The sequence below is a fragment of the Lawsonibacter sp. OA9 genome, from assembly GCF_022440585.1.
In genome coordinates this window covers 1-6436 of the sequence record NZ_JAKNTI010000013.1, presented here as the reverse complement: position 1 = coordinate 6436, position 6436 = coordinate 1, and the positions used below count along the sequence as shown (strand labels likewise).

Below are 6436 nucleotides of genomic sequence, written 5' to 3'. Positions count from 1 at the left end.
TCAATCTTACGGATACTCTCTCTTTCTATAAAAGCCTTTAGATATTCTTTCATAGTGGAGAGAAATCTTTTCCTGTAGGCTTTATAATGCTTTGCCAAAAACGGGAAATCATACTGATTCTTTTCAATAAACAGACAACCTACCGCATATTGTGACATAAGATCAAATGCGTCTGAAATCAAAGTTTCAAAAGTATATTCCCCAAGCCCTTTTAATAAAGGTTTCTCAAATCTCTCGGCGGAATCTTCCAAAACCTTCACAACTTCCTGTTCCAACCCCACAAAATTTTCATCACTAATTGGCCTTTCAAGCATTTTACAAGCAAACTCTGGTTGTATCGTACATTTCAAAATATAATGCATAATCTCTTTTTTGCCAATGAAATCATGATAAATTGTGCCAACCGAAACACCTACTGCCTTTGCGATATGGCTAATCTGTGTCTTTGAGTATCCTTGTCTTAAAAACAAAGAAGTTGCAGCTTCAGCAATTGACTCAATTCTCTGTGTCAAAATTACACCCCCAAAAAATGAATGAATTGTTCATTTCTAATATACGCTCATTAGACTGAGATGTCAATATGATATCTGATTCGCTTTATGTGACATTTTTCAATTTTGTCACATGTGGTTTTCACTGTGCAAAATCGCTTCAAAGCCTTATGAAATCAGTGTTTCGTGATTATTGATTTCTGTTTCCTATTGTATTTGTACCCCACTGTTAGATAACTGGGGTTACAAGTTGGATTGGCTTACGCCAATCCAACACAGGCTAGTCCGTACCAGCAGCTTTCGCTTCGCACGCCGCTGGATGGACTGCCTATTAATAGTACTCTAACATTCATAAATAAATTTTACTAATTAGTCCTCCTTAATAAATATCATAACACCATCCATCGCATATGCATTAAATGAAATTTTCGAGTAATTCTGTTTAAACGTTGCAATATACAAATGATAGTCCATTTCTGTACAAGATTTTACTTCAAAGGTTCTATAAAATTGGTTCGTTTCTAAGCCATTTTTTAATGTAGCACATCCTAAGATTGCATTTTCTTCACTACCTCTTTTACGAATAAATATTTTATCAAATCTAAAATCAAAACTATAAATTTCATCATTTGGTTTTATAATCAAAGGAAAAACTTTTATTTCTTGAGGTAATTCCGATAAATCATTATCTACGTCAATAAAAAATGTCATATAATTCAAAAAGTTTTTACCTTCTTTTTCAGTAAATACCTGTTTATAATGTATTTCCTGTATACGTTGACTATTTGAAAAACAATTAGGTATTTGTAATAATACTTCATTAAGAATTGTATCTATTGTGTGTATTACGTAATCGTGTAATTCTTTTATTTTATCTAACGCATTTTCCTCCGGATAAAATTCCCCACCATAACAAAAACTATTTATCTTAAATGAATCTATAGTGCCAATCAAAATACTATTTTTTACTGTAATCAGTATTGTTTTTATATGCTTCATAAAATTATCAAACGCTATAAGATACTGATATTTTGCGTCATTTTTATTATTATCCATCAACTGCAATAATGTAGCAAATTCTGGTTTACTCGACAATTTAGAAAGTAACTTCTTCAATAATCCTTTATCTTCTACAGAAATAGCTTCATCCCCTAGCAGTGCCGCATTAACTATTTGGAATAGAACGTCCATGCTTATTCGCCCATAATGAAAAAATTCCATTGACGTTTTTCTTAAAAAAACGGTATCGTCTAATATATATCCACCAATATTCAAATTAGTTTTTTCAAGATCACTAGTTTTACACGATGCTTTTCCTGTAGAACAAGCCTCTTGCAACAAATCTTGCTCAACCACTTTCAATGTATTAACACGATGTTCATGAACTTTTACCAGCATATCATATGATACACTCATATATCCTAATGTTTCTTTCAAACTCTCCACATATTGCCATGCATCATAAACTTTATTTTCAGCTAATTTCTTTTTAAATTCTTTTAAGTCAACCGCCATCTATTACATCTCCTTATATCCAATATTCACATATTGCTAAAACAAAGTATTCTATCCTCTTGTATCTCCCCACTCTATATCAACCACCACCGACACATTGATATAATCCTTAATCTCTTTATTCCTCATTTTCTCCCCCTCGTCTGTAAACACAATATGCTTATGAAAGTGCCTAAAATTAAGGATTTCTACATAGTTCGCCTTTGTAGCAACACACAAGTCTCCACATGCACCGTTTGTCTGCGCATAACTGACTTTCATTCTTATACGTTATTAATTGTTTTTAATTATACAGTAAAAACGACGTGTTTGAAAGAAATAATGCTAAATGTTATTGTTACGTTTTACTTATTGTAACTATGCATTTTTTGCTCAATGTTGACACGTCGTAGACACTGTCAACACGCCAGAGTAATTACCATTATTTACCAGATTCTTTCTTACCCCTCTCGTGATACAATTTTATCAGGGGTGAGCTCAAGTTGAAATTATTTAAAAAGAGACGTAAATCACTGGTTGATGAAATGGAAAAGGCATTTATGGAAGAAGCTGCGGAGATCGAAAAAGAAGTCGAAAATATTGACTCGCCAGAGGATCCAGAGGCCAAAGAGCGGATGCGCCGGAAAATCCTTGAAGAGGCTATGAGAACTGAATTAAGAAAAAAGTGATCATTATTGACACTGTATCCAATACCAAATATACTTTCTATAGAACCATATTTGGTTACGTGTAACGGCAATTAGAGCCTATTGACGCGTAACCATTTGTTGGTTCTGTTTTTTTTGTGCAAATAAAATTGCCCCGGGTGGGAAATCTGAGAGCACATAGCGCAGCAATTTTATCTCCCAATATTACATATCTCTTTTTACGTCCACTCTTGTCTATTCCTCTCCATTTTTAGTCGAGTCAGTGTAAAATTATTGTTAGCATATGCACTAAGGGAGGAGAACTTTATGACTTTAAGAGATGTTATTACACTGATTCAGTCCATATCCGGACATCCATGCCACAGAAGCTATTATTGTCTGGCTTTGGCGGTTTACTACAGCTGTCAACTGCCTTTTTACATGGGACTCAATCTGGAACGACAGGTGTATCCGTTGATCTCTCAGGAAACCGGCCTGCCTGTAAAATCGATTGCCAGAAGCATATCCAGAGCTTCCAGCGATTGTTGGGAGTATGGTGATCACACGAAACTGGAACAGATCGTAAAGCGAAAACTAATTGAACCACCCTCTCCCAAAGAACTGATCCTCTATCTCTGTACATATCTTACTGATTTGCCAGCATTTTGATTGCTGGTTAATTTTTGACTTTCATTTGTCGAATTTTGTCGAGAGATTAGTACTACCCGTTAGGCGGGAGCGGTTTTCTGTTGATTCCGCGAGCATAAAGATTTTTCCCCCGGCATAGCGCAGCCGGGGGTTTTTACAAGATATAGCGTCAGAAACTTCGATTGCTTATTGCAACGTCAACGAGTTACACACTGCCCTCCTTCCTGATAAGACTATTTCAAGCCCATCACAGGACAGGCTTAAAGCGCGATCAGATCCCGCAGGGTCTTCTCCCCTGCAACACCGTCTACACCGCCGCAGATACCCGGAGACTGCTTTCTCCCGGTCTCTCTGATAAGCAGTAATGGCATAGACCGTGTTGTCCCCGCAGCTCCGGTCGAGCTCCAGGACCTTGCCGTCTTTGCCCTTATAACCACGGGCCCTTAAAATTTCCTGTACCAGCAGCACATGAGTGCCGGTCTCTCCTCTTTTCACTGTTTTCATACTGAACATATATACTGCATCTCCTTTCGGTGTTGTCGGTACATCTACCCCACTCCCCGTCACCAGGCTCCAATCCGGCCGGCCGTAACCGCTGATCCGTGAGTTGCCAAGTGCATACGACTTTTTGCATACCCCGCCGCCGTTGGCAATCACCCCGGACGCCCCGGACGTATTGCCCTCGATCGTATACACCGTATTGCCGGATACCCGGTACACGATACCGGTATGGCAGATCCTGCTGGAATTATGGAAAAAGACCTGGTCCCCTGCCTGCGGCGCGGCATGCCACTGCTTCTTATTCTTATAATACTGGGCGCTGGTCGGTGTATAGGCAGAGAATCCCCCGCCAAGCAGTTCCCTTGCGTTCTCCTTCCCAAATGCCTGTACAAAACACCAGTCCACAAACATATCACACCAGGCCTGTCCCTGGTAGTTGACGCCCTGCAAATGTCCGGTAATCCCTGGCATATTTGGTGTAATTGTTGCTGCCCGCATTGGCTGTTTTGCTGTCCAGCTGGCTGTTGCTCTTCTTTTCCAGGTATCCGACTTCTGCGGACGCCACGCTGATCAGCTTGTCAATCGCATTTTGTTTTGTCATGGCTACTCCCTTCACATAATGATCATAAAACTTCTGCCCTCTGGCTGCCCGGCTCTTACACTGTAGCTTCCGTGATCCCGGCCGGCGCTTCAAATTTTCGTAGTACGATATCCGATGCTGTCCGAATACTGGCTGCCTGTTTTCAGCACTTTCAGGACACTCGGAAACACATGCTCCAGCTCGTACAGCACATAGTCAAGCTGTGCAGTCCTCGTCCGCAATCGACTACCCCTCTCTGTTTCACCCGCGTGTACAATCCAGACTTGCGAGCCGGGGTTGTCCACTTGTGCCAGCCCATAGCCATACTGCTTGCCGGGGATCGGGTGCAGAAATTCCTCGCAGCTAATCTTTCCACTGTCAACCGCAGCCGTATAACTCGTATCAGTGTACACCTTTCCGCGCTCTTTCAGGCGTTTGACGCACAGGTATTCCAGGCGATTACACCAAAACCCATCAGACTCCGCTTCCAGATTTCCGATCAACCCGCAGGCGCCGGCCGGTGTCATGCCTGCAGCAACAAAATGTTTATAAGCCCGTTTTTCGGCTTCTATATTAATGCTCATAAGCTTTTCAGCTCCTCTCTTACCTGGTTAAAAAACGTAAATCTGCAGAGATAGCAGTCACAACAGTCTGGATTCTGCTGATCGGGTGCCACACAGTAGCCGCGCGTATCCTTATCCAGGTATCGTACAAAATCCTCTATCTCCTGCTCTGTCATGGCCGCACCTCTGCAATTAAAAAGAGGACGATTACTCGCCCTCTATACCATCTTTACTATCTTTGCTATGTAACTGCTCATCCGCCGCAATCGCCGCCTGCGTGAAGCTGTTATTCTTCCACCACGCAACTACCGCAGCGATCACCGTCCACGCCGTCGTCACAAGCGTATTAACTTCCTCGTCGCTGATCGGGAGCGGACTGTGCCCTGTCATGGATAATACCTGATTCAGCAGTGCCAATACCAGCACGATTGTTCTTACAATAGTTCCTGCTTCGATTTTTCTTTTCATGATTTTTTATCCTCCTCTAAATCACTAATCCGGTGATTAATTACCTTAATCTGTTCTTCCACCACCGGCATCCGGCGGGCAAAGTTGTTATGCGTCCGCACCTCGTCCTCTAACATCTGCAGGCGGTAGTTGGTCAGTTTTGAGTTGACCGCTATGCCCGTAAAGGTGCCTAATGCGCTCCCGCCAAATGCGATCAGCGCTACAATGATTTCTGGTTCCATTCGTGCCTCCTAATCCCCAACATAAATACCAAAATATAGCCCATTACTCCGTCACCTCGTTTTCTACAATAATCAGATTATTTCAACATACACCGTGCAGTATCTCTCATCCCCCTCTCGTTTTCCGCACACATAAATCCCATCCTTCTTCACATACGCCGCTGTAAACGAGACGAATAGCAAGTCTTCAAATGGATGTAATTTCCAGGTGAATCCATTCGAAGATAAAACAACACCACCAGACACTAAAGACACATATATTCGCTTTTCTTTAATATACCAAAGATTACTGACAGAAATTTCTGCATTAATCTGTTTCCATTCTCCACTTTCTGCGTCTATTACATATCGAGCGACCAGCGGGTTCGATTGCTGGACAAATATTTTACCATTTAAAGCTTTTATATTGTTAAACTCTTTCCCATCGGAATTTCCAAAAATCCTGTATAATATTTTTTATGCTCTGTTATTTCAACAGATCTTTTTTTCTTTTCAGTTCCCGCCATCCATTCATATGTAGATGCTGATATCTCCATTATGCTGTAAATTCTCTCATATTGATATTGATAGTCCGATCTAATTGCATATGTCTTGTCAGTTATTGGATCCGTGGAAAATTTCAGATACGCATACGCATCTCCCGATGTGTATATGCATAATGCCAAAAATTGACAGAGAGCCATCATTATGCATCTCTGCGCTTAAAATATGCCCCAGTATGTTGTACAGATGAACTCATTGCCGGCACACTATTTTTAGGAATAAGCATAATCTTTCCCGAAATTGCCACTCCTTCATTTGAAATGACGGATACACTAGGTAA

At 40.9% G+C, this 6436-nt stretch carries 10 protein-coding genes; 2 read left to right on the top strand and 8 right to left on the bottom strand.

All coding sequences use genetic code 11. The annotated features are described in order from the left end of the window. Together MCG44_RS00570 and MCG44_RS00565 are read right to left on the bottom strand one after the other, a co-directional pair. Positions 1 to 512: TetR/AcrR family transcriptional regulator (locus MCG44_RS00570; protein WP_240286209.1), on the bottom strand; the 512-nt coding region annotated here is incomplete at its 3' end. Between the two features lie 348 nt (positions 513 to 860). Beyond that, positions 861 to 2006, bottom strand: a complete 1146-nt coding sequence (locus tag MCG44_RS00565) for a hypothetical protein (protein ID WP_240286207.1) — start codon at positions 2004 to 2006, stop codon at positions 861 to 863. 482 nt (positions 2007 to 2488) lie between these two features. Here MCG44_RS00565 and MCG44_RS00560 point away from each other — a divergent pair, with 482 nt between their 5' ends. Next, a complete protein-coding gene (locus tag MCG44_RS00560; RefSeq protein WP_240286206.1) occupies positions 2489 to 2674 on the top strand; it encodes a hypothetical protein in 186 nt (61 codons plus the stop codon). Between the two features lie 285 nt (positions 2675 to 2959). After that, the gene (locus MCG44_RS00555) at positions 2960 to 3301 is read left to right on the top strand and encodes a sporulation initiation factor Spo0A C-terminal domain-containing protein (protein ID WP_240286204.1); all 342 of its coding nucleotides are present in this window, start codon (positions 2960 to 2962) and stop codon (positions 3299 to 3301) included. Positions 3302 to 3466: 165 nt separating this feature from the next. On the opposite strand, the gene MCG44_RS00550 is transcribed toward MCG44_RS00555, so the two are convergent. The 6 genes from MCG44_RS00550 to MCG44_RS00525 form a co-directional block, all read right to left on the bottom strand. Then, a complete protein-coding gene (locus MCG44_RS00550) occupies positions 3467 to 4252 on the bottom strand; it encodes a CHAP domain-containing protein (RefSeq protein WP_240286202.1) in 786 nt (261 codons plus the stop codon). Next, on the bottom strand, positions 4194 to 4382 hold the full coding sequence (locus MCG44_RS00545; RefSeq protein WP_240286200.1) for a hypothetical protein: 189 nt from the start codon (positions 4380 to 4382) through the stop codon (positions 4194 to 4196). The genes MCG44_RS00550 and MCG44_RS00545 overlap by 59 nt, the downstream gene beginning before the upstream one ends. 89 nt (positions 4383 to 4471) lie before the next feature. Then, positions 4472 to 4945: a phage tail tip lysozyme gene (locus MCG44_RS00540; protein ID WP_240286198.1), complete on the bottom strand. Its 474-nt coding sequence runs from the start codon at positions 4943 to 4945 to the stop codon at positions 4472 to 4474. Positions 4946 to 5131: 186 nt separating this feature from the next. After that, positions 5132 to 5392 (bottom strand): phage holin, encoded by a 261-nt coding sequence (locus tag MCG44_RS00535; protein WP_240286196.1) that lies wholly within the window; start codon positions 5390 to 5392, stop codon positions 5132 to 5134. After that, on the bottom strand, positions 5389 to 5613 hold the full coding sequence (locus MCG44_RS00530; protein ID WP_240286193.1) for a hypothetical protein: 225 nt from the start codon (positions 5611 to 5613) through the stop codon (positions 5389 to 5391). The genes MCG44_RS00535 and MCG44_RS00530 overlap by 4 nt, the downstream gene beginning before the upstream one ends. A 401-nt stretch (positions 5614 to 6014) precedes the next feature. Further along, entirely contained in the window at positions 6015 to 6299 is a 285-nt protein-coding gene (locus tag MCG44_RS00525; RefSeq protein WP_240286191.1) for a hypothetical protein, read from the bottom strand. Positions 6300 to 6436 lie beyond the last annotated feature (137 nt).